The sequence below is a fragment of the Sphingomonas sp. 28-62-20 genome (assembly GCF_002281505.1).
The window spans coordinates 161,737-180,677 of record NZ_NCGH01000001.1; the positions used below are offsets into that span (position 1 = coordinate 161,737).

An 18,941-nucleotide genomic window follows, 5' to 3' on the forward strand; every position below is an offset into this window, starting at 1 on the left:
GGTAGCGATGATGTTCCCGTCGCGATCGAACCTGCTCCTAGTTGCGGCATGTCTGCTGACTGCCTGTGGCAGCAAATCAACAACTTCGCCTCCCGCTCCTGCAAAGGCTGAGGCCGTCGCGCATGAAAGCGATTTGCTGCGGCTGACCTTGACGCGCGAGGCGCAGGTGCGGCTGGGCATCACCACCGTGCGGGCAGGCACGAGCAGCGCCAGCGTGACGCGCGCGACGAGCGGCGAGATCGTCGTGCCCGCTGGCGCCGGCGGCGTGCCGACCAATTCGATGAGTAATCTCCAGCAGCTCGGTATTCAGCAAGTCGCCGCCGATGGCGAGGCTGCGCGAACGCGGGCGCAGCTTAGGCTCGCGCGGATCGCGTTCGATCGTGCCGCCGCTCTGGTGCGCGAGGAAGCGGGCAGTCTTCGCGCACGAGACGAAGCCGCAGCCGCCCTTGCCGCCGCTAAGGCTGCTGCCGATGCGGCCCGTGCACAACGACGTTTGTTGGGGCCGTCCATTCGGTCGCTGGCGGACCAATCAACCTTGTGGGTCCGGGTGCCGGTATTCGGCAGCGATGTCGGTGCGGTCGAGCGCGGGCGGGCGGCGATGATCCGGCCTCTGGGCGACACCGGCGCGGCCCGCGCTGCCCGTCCGGTTCAGGCACCGCCATCGGCCAATGCCGTGGCCGGCACGGTCGATCTCTATTTCGCGCTCGACAATCGCGACCGCGCTTACCGCGTTGGCCAGCGCGTCGGCGTTACGCTGCCGATTGCGAGCGGCACGAACGATGGCCTGTCGCTGCCGACATCGGCGATCGTGCGGGATATCTATGGTGGCGAATGGGTCTATGCGAAGACCGCGCCCGGCGCCTTCATCCGCCAGCGGATCGAAGTTGCGTCGACACAAGGCGACCGGGCGATCCTCTCGCGCGGGCTAACGCCGGGCGCGGAAGTCGTCACGGCGGGTGCAGCTGAATTGTTCGGCACCGAGTTCGGCGTGGCGCACTGATGCTGGCGTGGATGGTTCGCGCCGCGCTCACCCAGCGCGTGCTGGTGCTTGCCTGTGCGGTGTTGCTGGTGGTGCTCGGGGTGCGCGCGTCGACCGATGTGCCGCTTGACGTCTTCCCCGAATTCGCGCCGCCCAAGGTCGAGATTCAGACGGAAGCACCGGGCCTGTCGACCGAGGAGGTCGAGAGCCTCATCACCGTGCCGATCGAAACCGCCGTCAATGGCGTGCCCGATCTGGCGACCTTGCGCTCCAAATCGGTGCTCGGCCTGTCGTCGGTGACGATTCTGTTCGATCGCGGCACCGATGTGATCCGCGCGCGTCAGTTGGTGCAGGAACGCGTCACGCAGGTGCAGAGCCGCTTGCCGAGCGCCGCCCGGCCGCCGGTAATGCTGCCGCCGCTGTCCTCGACCAGCCGCGCGATGAAGATCGGTATTTCGTCGAAGAAGCTTGACCAGATGCAGCTTTCCGAGCTGGTGCGCTGGACGATCCGGCCTCGACTGATGGCGGTGCCTGGTGTCGCCAATGTTGCGGTGTGGGGCTATCGCGACCGGCAGCTGCAAGTGCTCGCCAATCCCGACCGTCTGAACGCCGCGGGGGTGACGCTCAACGAATTGCGGCTCGCGACGGGCGATGCGGTGCTGGTTGGCGGCGGCGGCTTTGTCGACATGCCCAACCAGCGCCTCGCCGTGCAGCAGGCGGGCGCCATCCAGACCGCCGATGACCTGTCGCGCACGGTGGTCAAGATTGCCGGCGACGCACCGGTGCGGATCGGCGATGTAGCGCGCGTGGCTGAAGGGTTTGCCGCGCCGATCGGCAATGCGATCATCGATGATGGTCCCGGGCTGATGCTGATCGTCGAGAAGCAGCCAACCGGCAACACGCTGCAACTGACCCGCGATGTCGAAGCCGCCGTGGCCGAGCTTCGGCCCGGCCTCAAGGACGTCAAGGTCGACACGACGATCTTCCGCCCCGCCACCTTCATCGAACGGTCGATCGACAATCTGTCGCGCGCGTTGATGATCGGCTGCTTATTGGTGGCAATCGTCCTGTTCGTGTTCACGCGCGATTGGCGGCAGGCGGTGATCAGCCTGGTCGCGATCCCGCTGTCGCTGCTCGGCGCCGGGCTGATGTTGCTGTGGAGCGGGGCCACGATCAACACGATGGTGATCGCCGGGCTGGTGATTGCGCTCGGCGAAGTGGTCGACGACGCCATCATCGATGTCGAGAATATCGCGCGGCGGCTGCGGCTCAATCGCGAGGCGGGCAATCCGCGCTCGGCGTTCGACGTCGTGCTGGCGGCCTCGCTGGAGGTGCGCACGGCCGTCGTGTTCGCCTCGCTGATCGTGATGTTGGTGTTCCTGCCGATCTTCTTCCTTGGCGGGGTCGCGGGCACGTTCTTCCAGCCGCTGGCGATTGCCTATGTGCTGGCGATTGCGGCGTCTTTGCTGGTCGCGCTGGTGGTGACGCCCGCGCTCTGCCTGTTCCTGTTGCCGAATGCGCCGATCAAGGCGGAGGGTGACACGCGCTTGGTCGGCTGGTTGAAGCAGCGTTATGCCAACACGCTGCCTCGCCTGATCGCCCGGCCAAGCATGGCATTCGGTATCGTCGCGGGCGGACTGCTGCTCTCCGGGATCGGCTATGCTGGCTTCAAGGACCAGTTCCTGCCCGATTTCCGCGAAACCGATTTCCTGATGCACTTCGTCGAAAAGCCCGGCACCTCGATCGAAGCGATGGACCGCATCAGCATCCGGGCGTCGAAGGAATTGCGCGCGATCCCGGGGGTGCGCAATTTCGGTGCGCATATCGGCCGCGCGGAGGCCGCCGACGAAGTGGTCGGGCCGAACTTCACCGAATTCTGGATCAGCCTGGACGAGAAGGCCGATTACGATGCCAGCGTCGCGAAGATCAAGGCGGCGATCGATGGCTATCCGGGCCTCTACCGCGACGTGCTGACCTATTTGCGCGAACGGATCAAGGAAGTGCTGTCGGGCGCAGGCGCGACCATCGTCGTGCGTATCTTCGGCCCCGATCAGGAGGAGCTACGCGCCGCCGCGGAACGGGTGCGCGGGCGGGTTGCTGGCATCACGGGCGTGGCCGATCTCAAGGTCGAACAGCAGGTGCTGGTCCCGCAGATCCAGATCCGTCCGCGCCCCGCGGATCTCGTCATCTTCGGGCTGACACCGGGCGAAGTACGTCGGCAGGCGCAGACTTTGGTGGCGGGGCAGAAGCTCGGCGAGATCTACCGCGATCAGAAGTCGTTCGATGTCGCTTTGTGGGGCGAGCCCGCGGTGCGCGGCGACCAGCATGCGCTGGCCGACATGATGATCCAGACCCCAGCCGGTGCGCCGGTACGGTTGCGCGATGTCGCCGATGTGCTGGTCGTGCCCGCCCCCAACGAGATCAAGCGCGAGAACAGCCAGCGCCGCATCGATGTGACGCTCAATGTGAAAGGTGCCGATCTCGGCTCGGTCGCGCGCGCGGTCGACGCCGCAGTGGTGCAGGTGCCGTTTGCGACCGGATACCATCCGCAAGTGCTCGGCGAATATGCAGCACTTCAGGAATCGCGTCAGCGGTTGTGGACGATTGGCCTTGCCTGTCTGGTCGGTATCCTGCTGTTGGTTTGGCTGGAGTTTCGCTCGACCCGGATTACCGCGCTCGTCGGCGTCAGCTTGCCCTTCGCGTTGGTCGGCGGGGTGGTGGGCGTGGCGTTGACCGGGGGCGTGTTGTCGCTCGGGTCGTTGGTCGGCTTCGTCACGGTGATCGGAATCGCGGCGCGCAACGGCATCATGCTGTTGTCGCATTACGATCATCTCCGTCGGTTCGAGGGCGAGGCGTTCGGGCCGCAGCTCATCATCCGTGGTGCGGCCGAGCGGCTGGTGCCGATCCTGATGACGGCGCTGTGCGCGGGGCTCGCGCTGCTGCCACTGGTGGTTGCGGGCAATGCGCCGGGACATGAGATCGAGCATCCGATGGCGATCGTGATTCTGGGCGGATTGGTGTCGTCGACGGCGCTCAACCTGTTCCTGATGCCCGCGCTTTACGCACGCTTCGGTCAAGAGCGGCCGGCGCTCGACGCGCATCCCCAGGCGGTGACGGCGTGAAGCGCTTCGCTCCGCTGATGGCGCTGCTGGCGAGCGGCTGCATGACCGCGCCTTCGCCCCCACCCACCACCGCGCCCCCGACCGCAACGGGCGCCTTTGCCGATCTACCGAGCGCGTCGATCGATCCAGTGCCCGACGACTGGTGGCGGCTGTATGACGATCCGGTGCTCGACCGGCTGGTGCTCGCGAGCCTTGCCGCCAATGCCGACCTGCGCGTGGCCTATGCCAATCTCGACGGCGCGCGCGCGGCGCTGCGCCAAGCGCGGGCGGCACGATTGCCGCAGACGACGGTTGAAAGCGGACTGACCGTCGACAATACGGCGGGCCAGCCAAGCGCGTCATCCAACGTGCCCACCACCGATTATGATCTTGCGGTGACCGCGAGCTGGGATGCCGATCTGTTCGGGCGGCTGCGATCGGCGGCGCTTGCCGCGCGCGCCGATGCAGCCGCGCAGGAGGCGGCGCTGGACGGCGTCCGGGTTGCCGTGGTGGCGGAAACGGTGCTCGCCTATGTCGAGCTGTGCGGCGCGACACAGGCGCTCGGCGCGGTCGCCGAGCAAGTACAGGTTCAGCAGGATGCGGTGTCGGTCGCGCAGGACCAGTTGCGTGCGGGCGAAGTCTCGCCGCTGGAAGTGTCGCAGGCGACGAGCCTTCTGGCCTCGACGACCGCGCTCCAGGCACCGCTCGAAGCGGGACAGGCCAATGCCCGCTTCCGCCTTGCGACGCTGGCCGGGCGGCCACCGGCGGAGGCGCGCACGAACCCCGTCACCTGTGTGAAGCTGCCCAAGTTGCGCACCGCCGCGCCTGTCGGCGATGGTGCAGCGCTGTTGCTACGGCGCCCGGATATTCGCGAGGCTGAGCGCCGCCTTGCTGCCGCCGCCGCACGCATTGGCGTGGCGCGCGCCGATCTCTATCCGCGCGTCAATCTGGGCGGCGCGATCGGGTTGCTGACGGGGCGGTTGGTCGCGACCGGCTCGCCACTCGTCAGCTGGGCCTTCCCCAACCAGGCACCCGCGCGCGCGCGGCTTGCGCAGGCGCGGGCGAGCGAACGTGCTGCACTTGCCGGTTGGGACGTCGCCGTGTTGCGCGCGCTGCGCGAAGTCGAGACCGCGCTTGCCGCTTATGATGCGGAACAACGCCGCAATCACACGCTGGCGGAAGCGGACAAAGAGGCTCGGCTCACCGCCCGCCGCGCCGCCGCTCGGGTGCGCCTAGGCGATGCCGCGCCGCTGCTGCGCCTCGATGCGGATCGCACGGTGGCGCAGGCATCGCTCGCTGTCGCCCAGTCCGATCTTGCCATCGCTCAGGCGCAAGTCGCGCTGTTCCGCGCGCTCGGCGGAGGCTGGCGAACTGCTTCGCCGCCGTTAGAATGATGCGATGCGTATCTTGATCGTCGAGGACGACGCCGACACCAACCGCTTCGTCGCCCGTGGCCTCACCGAATTGGGGCACCAGATCGTCGCCAGCGCCGATGGCCGCGACGGGCTGTTCCAGGCGACCGAGGGCGGGTTCGATGCGCTGGTGGTCGATCGGATGCTCCCCGGCCTCGACGGGCTCTCACTGGTCAAGGCGCTGCGTGCTACCGGCGACACCACGCCCGTCCTGATGCTGACCGCGACCGACGGCATTGCCGACCGGGTCGAGGGATTGGAGGGCGGCGCCGATGACTATCTGGTCAAGCCCTTTGCGTTCAGCGAACTCGCCGCGCGGGTAATGGCACTGGGTCGTCGCCCGGTCGCGTCGGTGCAGCCGGCGCGGCTGGAAGTCGGCGATATCGTCCTCGACCTCGATCGCCGCACAGCCACGCGCGCCGGGCGCCGCGTCGCGCTCCAGCCGCGTGAATTCGTGCTGCTTGCCGAACTGATGCGCAATCCCGGGCGAGTGATGACGCGCACCATGTTGCTCGAGCGGGTCTGGGATTTCGACTTCGATCCCAAGACCAATATCGTCGAGACGCATCTGAGCCGGTTGCGATCCAAGATCAACGCCGGGTTCGATACCGACCCGATCGAGACGGTGCGCGGCGCGGGCTATATGATCCGGGGCGACGGGTGACACGCTGGTGGCGCGGCACATTCGGGCTGGTCGCGCTGGTCGCCTTCGGGTTTGCGCTGGCGACGCTGGCGATCGGCGTCGTGGCGTTCGAGACGACGCATGAGGCGCTCGAACAGCAACTCGATCACCGCATTGCTGCCGAGACGAAGGCGCTCATTGACGAGGGCGATGACGGGCCGACCGGCATCGCGATGGCGATCCGCCGGCGTGAGGCAGCGCGCAGCACCGCGAGCCTTACATATCGACTGGTGGATGCCGCCGGTCGGCAAGTCGCCGGGCAGCTCGACACTCGCGTGCCCAAGATACCGGGTTATGTCGAACTGCTGCCTTACACGTCGGATGGCGAGCGCCGCGTCGCACAGTCGCTGACGACAATCTTGCCGAGCGGGCACCGGCTGCTTGTCGCCGCCGATCGCGGGATCATCGACGAGATGGATGCCACGCTGCTGCGGCTGTTCGCCGGCGCGTTCGGCGCGATGCTGTTGCTCGGCATCGCCGCTGCGTGGATCGTCGGCGCGGTCACGCGCGCGCGGCTGGCCCGGATCGACCGCACGGCCTTGGCGATCATCGATGGCGACCTCACGCAGCGGGTGCCGGTCACTGGCAGCGGCGACGAGTTCGACGGGGTCGCCGCCACGCTCAACCGCATGCTCGACCGGATCGGTGGGCTGATGGACAATCTGCGCCAGGTGTCGAGCGACGTCGCGCATGACCTTCGCACGCCGCTTACACGCCTGCACAACCGCCTCGACGAAGCGCTGGCGAGCGACGACCGAGCCGTCCAGCGCGAAGCGATCGAGGCGGCCGCGACCGAAGCACGCGACTTGCTGGAGATCTTCGCCGCACTGCTGCGGATCGCCGAGGTCGAGGGCATGAGCGCCCGCGCCCATTTCACCGACGTGGCGCTGAGCGCACTCGTGACCGACGTCACCGAGGTTTATCGACCGGCCATGGAAGCCAGCGGGCATCGATTGGCAACTGCCATCGCCACGGGCATCATCATTCATGGCGATCGCCGGTTGGTCCAACGGCTGCTAAGTAATCTGCTCGACAACGCGATCGTGCACACGCCTGCCGGCACCAAAGTGACAGTCTCGCTCGAACGGATCGCCGCCCGGGTCCGGTTGAGCGTCGCCGACGACGGCCCCGGCGTGTCGCCCGAAGCGGCGGCCACCGTGTTCCAGCGTTTCGTGCGGGCGGACAGCAGCCGGTCGACCAGCGGACACGGGCTTGGTCTGGCAATGGTCTCCGCGATTGTCGTGGCGCATGGTGGGTCCGTCGCCGTTCAGCCGTCCCCCGGTTTCTCGATCACTGTCGATATCGACGGCAGATAGCCGAGGTCTAACTGCGTGCACCCGGTCTCGGCACAGTTTGCCCTGGGCTAGCCGTCACCCACATGAGCAAACCATGGGGTCGCCGATCTGATCTACTGTGACGTGTTGCAGGTCAGGCCGATCGGTGGGCTGATCGGTGCTTACAGCTTGAACCAGCGTTCCGCATTGGTCTGCATGAATTTGCGCTTGGTCTCCAGCGGCATGTCCATGGCATCCATTGCCCGAACCTCGTCGAGTTCGTACTGATAGGGGTAGTCCATCGCGTACATCACCCGGTCCACCCCCATCACCTCCTGGCAGAATTTGATGGCGGGCGCCCATGCCACACCGCTCGATGTTACCAGGATGTTCGACTGGAAATAGCCCTGGATCGTCTTCTGGAGCGGCTTCATGCGTTCGTAGCGCTGGCCGCGCACGCCCGCCTGATGCATCCAATCGAGGCGATAGAGCCAGTAGGGTAGCGCCTCTCCCATGTGCCCGACCATGATCTGCAGCGTTGGGTAACGATCGAAGATACCGATCGTGATCAGCCGGAGGAGATGCATGCCGGTTTCCACGCCGAAGCCGAAGATGGCACCGTCGAGCCCGGCCTCGAGCATCGGATCGATCATGGCGTCGGGTGGCGTCGAGGGATGGAGGTATAATGGTTGATCGGCCTCGGCGAGCGCGCGGAAGATGGGGTCGAACTTCGGCTCATCGAGATACTGGCCCTGCGTATGGCTGTTGATGATCGCGCCCTTGAAGCCAAGCTCGCGCGCGCCGCGAAGGATCTCCGCTGCCGACCATTCGGGATCCTGCGGGGCGACGGCGGTCAGCCCGACGAAGCGATCGGGATGCGCCTGCACGGCAGCGGCAAGCTGTTCGTTGGCGTCGCGCGCGAGCGCACAGGCCTCAGCCACGTCGCGAAAGGGCTGGACACCCGGCGCCGTTAGCCCAAGGATGGCGAGGTCGATGCCCGCCGCGTCCATGTGCGCGATCCGCTGGGTGCCGAGGTCGAGCAGGCGGTCGAGCACCTCGGTCGCCCGCTGCGACGGGCTCGTGCCGTAAAAGCCCCAAAGCGAGCGAATGCCTTTGTCCGCCGTGCCGTCGCGCAGGCTGCGCAGGATGGCATCGACCTGCCCTCTGGTGGCGAATGTTTCTTCGGTCGCGATCCGGAGGTAGCCCCGATCGCCGCCGGTGTTCAGTTCGTGCGACATGCTCGTTCCTTGTGCTTGTTTGTTGGTCTCGGTGCCTGGTCACAACGACGACCGGGCCAGGTTGATGGTCTGGCGGGCTGAGCCCGGCTTATGTAGCGGAGGGCTCGGCGGCCTCCGCGATTCGAAAACTCCCGGTACGACGCCGCGTGATGACGCCGATCGCCAGTGCGCCAAGCCCTCCCAGCAGCATCGGCCCCGCCAGCGCGAGCAAGAGCACAGTCACCGGAACCTTCATCGCGAGCATTTGCGCCCCGAAGAGCGGGCCGAGCACCGACCCGATCCGTCCCACGGCAAGTGCCGTTCCCACCCCCTTGGCGCGGCAGGGCGTGGGATAAAGCAGACCCGCCGTGACGTTACAGCCAAACTGCGCGCCAAGGATCGCGAAGCCAGCAAAGCCGGCGAGCAGGCCGAGCCAGAATGCGGGGATCTGCGGCAGACCGAAGGCGATCACGGCAGGGGTCGCGAGCAGCAGCAGCACCGCGACCGCAAGCATCCCGAACCGGCCGAGCAGCGCCGCCATCGCAACGCCGCCAAGCGTACCGCCAATATGAAAGCAGGTGACGATGAGCGCTGCATTGCGGTCGGTCACGCCTTTCATCTCGAGCAGCAGCGGGAGCCAGCTATTGAGAAAATAGTTCGCCATCAGTGCAGTCGCGAAGCAGAGCCACAGGAGCAACGTGACCGGCGCCAACCCGCCACGAAACAAGGCCCGGATCGACGCGTCGTCGGCGCGCTGCTCGGGAGGCGGCGCGAAGCGCGTGCCGTCGGGCAGTGCCACGTCGCGGCGCATGCGGCGCAGCACGTGCAATATTTCGGTATCGCGTCCGCCGCGGCGGTGCAAATATTTGACTGATTCGGGCAGGAAAAAGAACAGCCCGATGGCGGCGACAATCGCCACCGCGCCACCGACGACGAAGATGAGCCGCCAACCATAGTCAGCCATCCCCCAGAGCGCGACCAGCGGCGGCGTGGCGCTGCCGGCACTGATCCCAAGGAACATCAGCGTGACCAACGCCGCCCGCAGCCGCTTCGGGCTGAGTTCGGAATTGAGCGCGATCGCATTCGGCATGACGCCGCCCATGCCGATCCCGGTCAGGAAACGCAGCATGGTGATCTGCTGGACGCCGTTCGCGAAGGCAACCGCGAATGTTGTAACCCCGAACAGCAGGCATCCGACGATGATCGCCTGGCGACGGCCGTAACGGTCTCCCAGCGTGCCGAGCAGCGGCGCGCCGATGAAGATGCCGACCAGGCTCGCGCTCAACATCGAGCCGAGGCTGCTCGCGGGCACACCCCATTCGCGGATCAGGTGCGGCGTCGCGAGGCCGAGTGACGAAATCTCGAAACCGTCCGCGAAAAGGGCGGCGAACGACCAAAACAGGAGGCCCAGATTGAACGCACCGAAGCGCTGCCCGTCGACAAGCGTGTCGATGTCAGCAGCCGGGCGCACGGCGGCGATCATGGCTTCGGAGTCCACTGCGCAGCGGCACGGAAAAAGGCAACCGCTTCAGCGGCAACCTCTCGCCCGGCATCCGGGGGATAGTAGCTCAGCTTGACGATCACCGTGCGAGTCGCGGGATCGACATAGATATATTGTCCCTGCTGGCCGACGGCGGCATAGGCGGTGCTATCGTCGAGCCGCCAGAGCTGAAAGCCATAGCCGCTGCCAGGCGCGCGCTCGCCGTCGGGCGTGAAGGGTACGATCGTCGTCATCTGATCGACCCAGCCCGCAGGCAGGATCCGGCGACCGCCTGGTCCGATTCCCTTGGTCAACATCAACTGGCCAAGGCGCGCATAATCCCTGAGCGTTGCATTGAAGCCCATGCCGTTCATTTCTCGCCCGACACCCGGCGGCCCGTCGGCAAGGAAATAACCATAGGATTCCATCCCGGCGGGCTCCCACAGCCAGGTGGTCATGAAGGTCGCGAGCGGTTGTCGTACGGCGCGCTCCAAGACCCAGCCCAGCATCGCGGTATCGAAGGTCGAATAGTTGAACCGCGACCCTGGCGGCGCCGCACGCGGCGCCCCGAGGGCAACCTCGGCGAAGCGCATCCGGCTGGCGACCACGACGTCGTCGAAGACGCGCTGCCCCTCCGTCGGTCGGCCGTTCACCAAGCCGCGATTCTCCCGCACGTCGGCGCCCGATCGCATCTGAAGAAGCTGTCGGATCGTGACGCCGTCATAGGCGGTGTTCTTGAGTTCGGGAACGTAATCGGCGGCGCGGTCGTCGATCGACCGGATCAACCGCTTGTCCAGCGCGATGCCGATCAGCATCGCGGTGATCGTCTTCGACATCGAATAGGCGATGTAGTGATCACCGTCGCCGCCATTGTTGAAATGACGCTCGAAAACGATTCTGCCATCCTTCATGATCAGCAGCGCGTTGGTGAAAGTTCGGTCGATGAACGCTTCGCCCGGGTAAAGTGTCGAGCCGCACGTGTAGCTGGGCAGCGCATCGGCGTCTCGGCGCGGCAGCGTCCACACCGGGCCGCTGCGCGGCACCACGCGCGTGTCGAAGATTTCGTCCATGTTGCGGAACGTCAGCGCATTGACCGTCGCGTCGACGCGGTGTCGCCGCAGTTGCTGAACCGCTGGCGGCACCTGCCCGTCGTCCGTGTACGAGGCGGGCGGCGTTTGGGCCTGGGTCGGCACAATCGGTGCCACCGCGAGAACGACCCCTCCGGCGATCCGGCACCAACTAATCCTTGCCATCCGCCCATGCTCCACCGTGCGCATCAGAACGCCACCCGGGCGCCCAGCTTGAAGCGCCGGCCTATCAGATCGTAGGGATTGCCAGTCAGGATGCCGGTCGCGGCAAAGGTGGGCGGCGGCTTGTCGAGGAGGTTCTCGACCAGGCCGAACAGGGTGAACTCGGTCCCACCGGCCGTGACGCGCTGCTGCAGGCTGAGGTCGAGGTACACGGCGCTGGGGAATTTGTTGATGTTGACGCTGTTCGGCAGCGTCGGGCTGTAGGCCGGGTCGTCGGGCCCAATGCGCGTGACGTCGTTGATAGCCGCCTGGATATAACGTCCACTGAGCGTCGAGGAGAAGCCCCCAAGGGCATAAGTGAGATCGGCCGTGGCGACCCATTTGGGCAAGCCGCCATTCGCCAGCGAGCCCGCCCGCTCGATCACCGTGCCGCGGTCATAGGTCTTCAGTTCCAGGATTCGCGTGGCAAGCACGTGGAGGTCGAGGCGGCCGGCGCTTTTGGGCAGCGGCACGCGATACGCGAGCTCGAAATCGAGCCCTCGTGTCCGTAAACGGTTGAGATTGAAAGACAGCTGCTGAACATTTGCGATCCCAAAGGTCGAATTGTCGAACTGGATCTGCGGGCAGTACACCGTCTCGCCCGCAAAGCAGCGCGCGATCACCTGCGTACCGGCGACTTGGGTGATGAGCCCGCGGACGTCGATGTCGAAATAGTCGACCGATAGCTTTAATCCGCGCGCCCAATCCCACTCCGGCTGGAACACGATGCCGAAGCTCTTCGTCCGTGCGACTTCGGGTGCGAGATTCGGATTGCCGTTGCTCGAAGTGGCGAGCGCACCCGTCTGGTTGTTGAAGGGGTTGACCGTGCTGTTCACTGATACACCCGACCCTGTGTACGCGAACAGCTCGGAAAGATTGGGCGCGCGGATGTCCCGCGACCAGGTGCCGCGCAGGCGGATGGCGGAAATGGGCTCATAGGTGATGCCCACCTTCCACGTCGTGACGGCGCCGCTTGTGCTATAGTCGGTACGGCGGAACGCGCCGTTCAGGTCGAGCGATTTGGCGAAGGGCAGATTCCTTGCCAGCGGAATGCCGACTTCACCGAAGAATTCCGACACATTGACGCGCCCGCTATAGGCCCCATAGTTGCCCGCCGCAGCGATCGCGGCGAGCGAATAGGGATCGGACGTCGCGATCAGCTCGTCGCGTCGCCACTCGCCACCAACCGCGACCTGGACGTCGCCCGCCCAAGTCGCAAAAGGCGTTCCGCGCAGATTCGCCGCTCCCACAAATCGGCGATTGCTCCAGTTGTGATAGGTCTCCGGTCCGATATAGGCGATCGCGGCGGCGGATGGGGAACCCTGGCCAAAGATGTTGATCGGCACGCAGCCCGGCTGCACTTGCAAGCGCTGCGCCGGCGTTAGATTTGGATTTGTCGCGATCGGACCACAGACGATGTTGCCGCTGGCATCGCGCACCGCATTGACTGCCGCGCGGTAGTTCGCGGGGATGATCTGCGAAAGGAACCGGAACTGGTTGTTTGATTCGCCGTACTGAACGCTCGCGTCCCAGCTCCACTTGCTTCCCAAACGTCCGGAAAGGCCACCGATGATGCGCCACGTTTCGAAGCTATTGCGCTGGGGAACGCCGCCATTCTCGGTGAGAAGTCGACCGACCGTGATCGTTTGCAGATTGTTCGCGACCATCGCCGCGCGCGTGGCGGCTGGCAGATAGGCATTGTCGCGCGAGATGATGAAGCTGCTCTGATTGAAGCCGGTATAAGTCTCCGCAACGGTTCGGCCATAGCTGCCGACCAGCGAGGCGGTGATGGCGTCGGTCAGTTCATATTCGACGCGGCCAAGCGCGGCGATGCGGTCGAGCGGCGTCACCAAAGGCCAGTGGAACACTTCGCTGCCCGGGTTCGACCCGCCGACCATGAGGTTGCTGTAGACCGTGCCATATTGAAACGGGTAAGTGCTGCCGTCGGGAGCGAATGCTTGGCCGCGCAAGGGACCCGCCGTGATCAGCCCTCCAACCGACTGCGCCGAATAGTTGACGCCGGTGACGAGCCCCAACGCGGGCGTGCCGGCGGGGCGGGGCGTTCCGTAGGTGATCTGTCCCGGCAGTTGCCTGCCGAACTCGCGATCCAGGATGACGCCGACACCGTCGTTACGCGTTGCTTCCAGGCCAGCGATGATATGGCCGCGACCGCCGGCGAACGAGGTGCCTGCCGCCAGGCTGATCGCCGGCGATGCACCGTCGCCGCGTTCGGTGATTCCGGTCTGCGTCGATATGCGCACCCCGCTCAGCTTCCTGGCGAGCACGAAGTTGACGACGCCCGCGACCGCATCGGAACCATAAGCGGCCGAAGCGCCGCCAGTCACGACGTCGATTCGCTCGATCAGCCCGATCGGGATCAACGCCGTGTCGACCGTGCCATCCTCGAGCGTGGGCGTGAAGCGGTTGCCGTCGACAAGCGTCAGCGTGCGGACGGGGCCGAGCCCGCGCAGGTCAACCGGCGACGTGCCGCCGCCGAACTGACGCTGGTTGGAAGACGGGCTGACCGAGTTGCGGACAGCGGGCAGTCGATTGATCACTTCCGCGATCGACACCGGCGCGCGAGATGCGATGACGTCGGCGCCGACCACCGTGGTCGGCGTTGGTGCGGTGAAGCCCGCACCCTGCAGGCGCGATCCGGTGACGACGATATCCGAAGCCGAACCGTCGGCGCGCGCGCCTTGTTGCGCTTGCGCGGGGTCAGTCGCTTCCTCGCGCTCGGTCGCGGGGATCTGCTCGGTTGGCAGTGGCGTGGCTGGCGGCGTTTCCTGCGCCCGCACTTCCGTTGCGCCGACGGTGGCCGTGACAGCCAGCGCCAGACGCAGCGCCGCACTCGCCCGCAAGCGGCTGCGCAACAATGAATGCCTCACGATTCCTCTCCCCTTTTTCCGGTTCTCAACCCGCAGTGGCGTTCTTGCCGCTCACCGATGTCCCGGGCCGGTCCGTTTCGATATTGTTCGGACAAGATTCACATCTCGTAGACGTATCGCGGCGCAGCAGGCCTGGCGGTCGGGTATCTTCCGATCCCGACAGGGTCATGATGCCCGCGATAAGCCTAGGGCTAGGCACTCCGATCCGCGGCGTCCAATACCGAGTTGCTTTCGGAGCTAAAAGCTGGTGTTATAGCTCGTATGGCGTTGGATCTTCGCTGGTTGCGGGCCTTTTCGGCGATTGCACAGGAAGGCAGCTTCGTTGCCGCAGCGGGAAAACTGCACCTTTCGCAGCCCGCGCTCGGCCAGCAGATCCGCAAGCTTGAAGAGCATCTCAGTACGCGGCTGCTCGCGCGGCACGCGCGGGGGGCGCGGCTCACGGAAGCGGGCGCCCTGTTTCTGCCCCATGCGACCGCGATCCTGCAGCGGGTGACTGAAGCCGAGCACGCAATGCGCAAGCGCGCAGGCGGGCGCGGGCGCAAGTTGGTCCTGGGCGCCACACCCGCGGCGGCGCGCGCCTTTGGGCCGCATATCATGGCTGCATGCGCGGGTCAGGACGATCTCGAACTCGGCATCCGCAGCGTCATGACCGCAACGGCGCTGCAGCAGTTCGGCGAGGGCAAGCTCGATCTGGTCATCTGCTACCTGCCCCCGCCCAAGGCGGTCCGGGTGGTGCCGTTATATCAGGAGGCCTTCTGCCTGGTCGGCCCCGCCCCGCTGCTGCCCGAGGGGGGCACGACGATACCGCTGCGCGCGCTGGGCAGCTTCAGGTTGATCCTCGACCCCACCAACCGCATCCTCGTCGAGGAGCTGTACCGCGCCAATGCCGCCCCCCTCGACGTCGCTGCCGAGGTCGAGCCGGCGGGGATCACGCCCGACTTGCTCGAGCGGAGCGGTTGCTGCTCGATCCTTTCGCGCGCGCTGTTCGCCGACGAAATTGCCGTTGGGCGTTTGCGGTGCCTGACGATCGTCGATCCCGCGCTGATCCGCACCATCTCGTTCAGCGCGCGCGCGGAGGTCCCTCCCGACGACATCGAGCTGGTGCTGAGGGTCGTGTCGGAGCGGGTCGATCAAGAAATTACCGCTGGCTTGCGCGGCTGGCTCCCGCCGCAGCGAGCACGCGCAGAGGATCCCCTCACGTTGGCGTGAACCCGGATACCGACCATCTGGATTTGAACGCCCCTGATGTCCTTGCCGGCACGTTCGGTGCCTTTGCCCGAAGTGCGGCTCCAGAGCGTGAGTGGCTCAGGTTGACGGACGAATGGGCGCGCAAACACTTGCAAAAGGTCAATCAAGACTTTGGGAAATCCTATGGCTATCCCGTAGACCCTCGCCGTCCCCGCCAAATACTCCACCAAAGCCCATTCTTTGGCCTATCATGGGCAAAGATCGCCAATTAAACGAGGTTAAAGCAGAGGCTGCTGCACTTGCGGATGGACGCCTTACCGTCCCGGACCTCGTCAACTCGGCTTGGCGGCTAAAATCCTAGGTCCGACGTTTGGCGTGATCAGCCGCGTTGCAAGCTAGCTTCTTCGTCCGGGCACGCCTTTCCGTGCGCCGAGCTTCTCAGTAAGACGTGGCTTGCGCCATCCGCTGGGAGGCGGCGAGGCCCACCATTCGAGATCGGCGGCAAAGCGTGGAAAACGCTGGCCGAGCACCTCGCCATCCTCTCGCTGAAGGCCACCTTGGGCATGCGTGCCTCGTCGACGTGAGCGAGCACGAGCGCGTTCGAGATGACGACCATGCCAGCTCCGACAGCGTCGGATGCCAGGCCATTGCCGCGCATGCACCGCCAATCTGTCCAGGCGAAGAGCGGTGCGCCACGCTGGCTGACAGGGCCTCGCCTGCTCCGGCAAGCGAGGCCCGTCATTTCGGGGTCGTCAACCTGAGGATCGGCTCAGTTGCCGTGATGGACGTCGGACGACAGCAACACCGCGGCGACCTTGCCGTGGTTGATCCAGTAATGCGAAATGCCGTCGGCTTCGCGCGCAACGTCGCCCGCCTTGTGGAGGATCGGCACCGTGCAGCTGCTGCGATATTCGGTGATTTGGCCGCTCACGGTGTAGATCAGCGCCGGGCGGTCCTTGTGGCTGTGCAGCGGAACGATGCCGCCGGGTTGAACGACGAGGCGCCGCGTGCGCAGCTGGCGATCGGGCACGCCGATTTCGGCATTGAGGTCGACCGAGCCGATCACGGTATCGGTTACGCCTTTGGGCATGGTCGGGGCGCCGGTCAGCAGGCTGGCGCCTGCCTTGTTGGCCGGGCACTCGCCCGCGAAGGCGGGCGTGGCGAAGGTGGTCGCGGCGAGCAGTGCGCATACGGCGCCCTGAATGATCGTTCTGGTCATGATCGGTCTTCCTGTTGGTGGCCATGGGGTGGGCAAGTCGGCGGGCCGGCTTGCTGACACGCCCTGGATTTACGCCGCAGCCTGGCGGGCACCCAATCGCTTTGCCGTATCGAGTCGATGCAGAAACGGCATTTCAAATTGATCGCCGGTATCGGCAGTTTCTGGTCATCATTTTCAAAAAAAGGATGCCCGTCATGGACTTGCCGCCCACTGCGCTTTCCTCCCCGAAACCACTCGCCCGGCGAGTCGCCGTCGTTACCGGATCGACCAGCGGAATCGGGCTGGGAATTGCTCGTGCCCTTGCCGAAGCCGGCGCCGACCTCGTGATCAATGGCCTGGGCGATAGCGACGCGATCCAGGCGACCTGCACGGCGCTGGCGCTACATGGCGGGCGCGTTGCCTATGACGGGGCCAACCTGCTCGATGCCGTCGGTGCTGCCGGCCTGATCGAGAACAGCATCGCGCGGTTCGGTCAGGTCGACATTCTCGTCAACAATGCCGGCATCCAGCATGTTTCGCCGATCGAGAATTTTCCCGTCGACAAATGGAACGCGATCATCGCACTCAACCTCTCGGCGGCGTTCCACACGACCCGCACCGCTTTCGCAGCCATGAAAGCGGCGGGATTTGGCCGCATCGTCAACGTCGCCTCGGCGCACGCGCTTGTCGCCTCGCCGTTCAAGAGTGCCTATGTCGCGGCGAAGCACGGCGTGCTTGGGCTCACCAAGACGGTTGCGCTCGAAGGCGCGGAGGTCGGCGTCACCTGTAACGCGATTTGCCCGGGCTACGTATGGACTCCGCTGGTGGAGAACCAGATTGCCGACACCGCCCAGGCTCGCGGCATCGATCGCGAAGCGGTGATCCGTGACGTGCTGCTCGCCGCGCAGCCGACGAAGCGGTTCGCGACGGTCGAGGAACTTGGCGCGCTCGCGGTGTTCCTATGCGGACCGGGTGCCGCTTCGATCACCGGCGCCGCGCTTCCTGTCGATGGCGGTTGGACCGCTCAATAACGACAAGGCGTGCGTCTGGTTGGCGGCGCGCGGACATCATCGCTGATCAGGAGAGACCAAAATGAAGACCCTTCACGACGAGATTTCGAGCTACGGCCAGATCGTTCTGGTGCTCCAAGGCGGCGGGGCGCTCGGCGCCTATCAGATCGGCGTCTATCAGGCGCTGGCTGAGGCAGGGATCGCCCCCGACTGGGTGGTTGGCACGTCGATCGGTGCGATCAACGCGGCGCTGATCGCGGGAGGCCCTGCCAACGACGGCCTTGCCCGGATGCGTGAATTCTGGAAGCGCGTCGAGAGCGACCGGTTCATGGGCATGCCGCTCCCCAGCTGGTTTCCGGTGGCGGCGCGCAACATGATGGCCGTCACCACCGGCATCCCATCCTTCTTCCGACCCAACACGGCCGCCTTTGTCAGCGCGCATTCGCCGCTCGGCGCCGAGAGCGCCGGCTATTATTCGGTCGCGCCGCTCGCCGAAACGCTGACCGAGCTGGTCGATTTCGACCAGATCAACAATGGCCCGATCCGGCTGACGGTCGGCGCGTCCAACGTCCAGACCAGCGAAATGACCTATTTCGACAGTCGCGATCGGACGATCGATCTCCGCCACGTCATGGCATCGGGCGCGCTGCCGCCCGCCTTCCCGGCGGTGCGGATCGACGATCAGCTCTATTGGGACGGCGGAATCCTGTCGAACACCCCGGTCGAAGTCGTGTTCGACGACAATCCGCGCAAGAACGGGATGGTTTTCGCGGTCCATCTCTGGAACCCGCACGGCAAGGAGCCCGAGACGATCTGGGAAGTGATGAACCGCCAGAAGGACGTGCAATATTCGAGCCGCTCGGCCTCGCACATCCGGCGTCAGCGCCAGCTCCACAAGATGCGCCACATCATTGCCGAAATGACCGCGCTCATTCCGGAGGAAGCGCTGGAAAGCCTCAAGCAGCGCGGCCTCACCGGCTATGGCTGCACCACGCAAATGCACGTCATCCGCCTGCTGGCGCCCGCGCTCGACTATGAGGATCACGCCAAGGACGTCGATTTCAGCGCCGACGGTATCCGCCAACGCTGGGAGGCGGGTTATCGCCACACCTGCGAGACCCTCGAGAAAGCGCCGTGGCGCGCCGAGGTCGATCCGAGCGAGGGGTTCGTCCTGCATGAAGCCTGTGCCGGGGAGATGGTCGAGACCGCCGCCGCCAAATGAT

The 18,941-nt window shown here is 65.7% G+C and carries 13 protein-coding genes; 8 read left to right on the forward strand and 5 right to left on the reverse strand.

The annotated features are described in order from the left end of the window. The first annotated feature begins 133 nt into the window (after window positions 1-133). The 5 genes from B7Y43_RS00770 to B7Y43_RS00790 are packed head-to-tail and all read left to right on the forward strand — an operon-like array spanning window position 134 to window position 7,490. Entirely contained in the window at window positions 134-1,000 is an 867-nt protein-coding gene (locus B7Y43_RS00770) for an efflux RND transporter periplasmic adaptor subunit (RefSeq protein ID WP_374129698.1), read from the forward strand. After that, window positions 1,000-4,101, forward strand: coding sequence for an efflux RND transporter permease subunit (locus B7Y43_RS00775; RefSeq protein ID WP_374129699.1), 3,102 nt, complete (start codon window positions 1,000-1,002; stop codon window positions 4,099-4,101). Before B7Y43_RS00770 ends, B7Y43_RS00775 begins: the two co-directional genes overlap by 1 nt. Continuing rightward, window positions 4,098-5,474, forward strand: coding sequence for an efflux transporter outer membrane subunit (locus B7Y43_RS00780; protein ID WP_374129700.1), 1,377 nt, complete (start codon window positions 4,098-4,100; stop codon window positions 5,472-5,474). The genes B7Y43_RS00775 and B7Y43_RS00780 overlap by 4 nt, the downstream gene beginning before the upstream one ends. A gap of 4 nt (window positions 5,475-5,478) precedes the next feature. Continuing rightward, the gene (locus tag B7Y43_RS00785) at window positions 5,479-6,156 is read left to right on the forward strand and encodes a response regulator transcription factor (protein ID WP_374129701.1); all 678 of its coding nucleotides are present in this window, start codon (window positions 5,479-5,481) and stop codon (window positions 6,154-6,156) included. Then, a complete protein-coding gene (locus B7Y43_RS00790) occupies window positions 6,153-7,490 on the forward strand; it encodes a HAMP domain-containing sensor histidine kinase (protein ID WP_374129702.1) in 1,338 nt (445 codons plus the stop codon). The genes B7Y43_RS00785 and B7Y43_RS00790 overlap by 4 nt, the downstream gene beginning before the upstream one ends. 140 nt (window positions 7,491-7,630) lie before the next feature. Here B7Y43_RS00790 and B7Y43_RS00795 read toward each other — a convergent pair whose 3' ends face one another. The 4 genes from B7Y43_RS00795 to B7Y43_RS00810 form a co-directional block, all read right to left on the reverse strand. Next, complete coding sequence (locus B7Y43_RS00795; protein WP_374129703.1) at window positions 7,631-8,686, reverse strand: amidohydrolase family protein; 1,056 nt, start codon at window positions 8,684-8,686, stop codon at window positions 7,631-7,633. Between the two features lie 88 nt (window positions 8,687-8,774). Beyond that, window positions 8,775-10,148 (reverse strand): MFS transporter, encoded by a 1,374-nt coding sequence (locus tag B7Y43_RS00800; protein ID WP_374129704.1) that lies wholly within the window; start codon window positions 10,146-10,148, stop codon window positions 8,775-8,777. Continuing rightward, window positions 10,145-11,398: a serine hydrolase domain-containing protein gene (locus tag B7Y43_RS00805; RefSeq protein ID WP_374129705.1), complete on the reverse strand. Its 1,254-nt coding sequence runs from the start codon at window positions 11,396-11,398 to the stop codon at window positions 10,145-10,147. The genes B7Y43_RS00800 and B7Y43_RS00805 overlap by 4 nt, the downstream gene beginning before the upstream one ends. 23 nt (window positions 11,399-11,421) lie before the next feature. Next, window positions 11,422-14,322 (reverse strand): TonB-dependent receptor domain-containing protein, encoded by a 2,901-nt coding sequence (locus B7Y43_RS00810; protein WP_374129706.1) that lies wholly within the window; start codon window positions 14,320-14,322, stop codon window positions 11,422-11,424. A gap of 282 nt (window positions 14,323-14,604) precedes the next feature. Here B7Y43_RS00810 and B7Y43_RS00815 point away from each other — a divergent pair, with 282 nt between their 5' ends. Continuing rightward, a complete protein-coding gene (locus B7Y43_RS00815) occupies window positions 14,605-15,531 on the forward strand; it encodes a LysR family transcriptional regulator (protein ID WP_374129707.1) in 927 nt (308 codons plus the stop codon). A 748-nt stretch (window positions 15,532-16,279) separates the two neighbouring features. On the opposite strand, the gene B7Y43_RS00820 is transcribed toward B7Y43_RS00815, so the two are convergent. Further along, window positions 16,280-16,729 (reverse strand): cupin domain-containing protein, encoded by a 450-nt coding sequence (locus B7Y43_RS00820; protein WP_374129708.1) that lies wholly within the window; start codon window positions 16,727-16,729, stop codon window positions 16,280-16,282. A 194-nt stretch (window positions 16,730-16,923) separates the two neighbouring features. Here B7Y43_RS00820 and B7Y43_RS00825 point away from each other — a divergent pair, with 194 nt between their 5' ends. Then, the gene (locus tag B7Y43_RS00825) at window positions 16,924-17,739 is read left to right on the forward strand and encodes a 3-hydroxybutyrate dehydrogenase (RefSeq protein WP_374129709.1); all 816 of its coding nucleotides are present in this window, start codon (window positions 16,924-16,926) and stop codon (window positions 17,737-17,739) included. A 61-nt stretch (window positions 17,740-17,800) separates the two neighbouring features. Then, window positions 17,801-18,940, forward strand: coding sequence for a patatin-like phospholipase family protein (locus B7Y43_RS00830; protein WP_374129710.1), 1,140 nt, complete (start codon window positions 17,801-17,803; stop codon window positions 18,938-18,940). The last annotated feature ends 1 nt before the right edge of the window (window position 18,941 follow it).

Bases quoted from the DNA above. Each gene is read 5' to 3' on its own strand.
- B7Y43_RS00830 (WP_374129710.1), top strand. From the start codon at position 17,801: ATGAAGACCCTTCACGACGAGATTTCGAGCTACGGCCAGATCGTTCTG.
- B7Y43_RS00825 (WP_374129709.1), top strand. From the start codon at position 16,924: ATGGACTTGCCGCCCACTGCGCTTTCCTCCCCGAAACCACTCGCCCGG.
- B7Y43_RS00820 (WP_374129708.1), bottom strand. From the start codon at position 16,729: ATGACCAGAACGATCATTCAGGGCGCCGTATGCGCACTGCTCGCCGCG.
- B7Y43_RS00800 (WP_374129704.1), bottom strand. From the start codon at position 10,148: ATGATCGCCGCCGTGCGCCCGGCTGCTGACATCGACACGCTTGTCGAC.
- B7Y43_RS00805 (WP_374129705.1), bottom strand. From the start codon at position 11,398: ATGGCAAGGATTAGTTGGTGCCGGATCGCCGGAGGGGTCGTTCTCGCG.
- B7Y43_RS00775 (WP_374129699.1), top strand. From the start codon at position 1,000: ATGCTGGCGTGGATGGTTCGCGCCGCGCTCACCCAGCGCGTGCTGGTG.
- B7Y43_RS00795 (WP_374129703.1), bottom strand. From the start codon at position 8,686: ATGTCGCACGAACTGAACACCGGCGGCGATCGGGGCTACCTCCGGATC.
- B7Y43_RS00785 (WP_374129701.1), top strand. From the start codon at position 5,479: ATGCGTATCTTGATCGTCGAGGACGACGCCGACACCAACCGCTTCGTC.